Here is a 656-nt window from a genome sequence, read left to right on the forward strand (position 1 = left end):
CCGTTAATGGGGGCGTGCTGTCCTTTAAAGGAGGCCAGAGGGGCCGGGGTGGCAGGCAGGGTCTGCCAGCGTTTTGTTAAATGCTCAGTCATATCGTCAAGCCTCGTAAAAGAGCGTGTTGTGGGTAGGTAATCCCCCCATTTTTAGTGGGGCATTGAATGAGAATTCAGGCAGCTGTTTTTAGTTTCTGGGCGGGGGTTAGCCCGCTGTTCCCCATGTTGGGTCTGTCATGGTTATATGTCCAGAGCCATTGTGTTGCGACCTCCTGCACGTCCTGAATGCTTTCAAACAAATACTGCTCCAGCCATTCCTGCCGGACAGTTCTGTTGTAGCGTTCAATATAGGCGTTCTGCTGCGGATTACCCGGTTGCGTATAGATCAGGGTAATCCCCTGTTTTTCGGCCCATGAAACCAACGTATGACTGACATATTCAGGGCCATTATCCATTCGGATGGCTTCTGGTCTGCCACGCCACTCCATAACCTGTTCCAGATAGCGGACAACCCGACAGGCTGGCAGGGAAAAATCAACCTCAATCGCCAGTCCTTCACGATTGAAGATGGGGTGGACGGCCTCCATGCGGCATCAATGTGCCATGCTGGGGTCGGAATGACCATTCAGAGGAGACCGCCCGGATGAAAATTACCATGATCGG

At 52.6% G+C, this 656-nt stretch carries 1 pseudogene; it reads right to left on the reverse strand.

Annotated features, from left to right (window positions below):
* Nucleotides 1–166: 166 nt before the first annotated feature.
* A pseudogene (locus CFR80_RS18660) lies at nt 167–559 on the reverse strand (integrase core domain-containing protein); the annotation flags it as partial.
* Between the last annotated feature and the right edge of the window lie 97 nt (nt 560–656).

Origin of the sequence: Komagataeibacter oboediens (assembly GCF_003207815.1) — a bacterium.
In the GTDB taxonomy this organism is placed as follows: Bacteria; Pseudomonadota; Alphaproteobacteria; order Acetobacterales; family Acetobacteraceae; genus Komagataeibacter; species Komagataeibacter oboediens.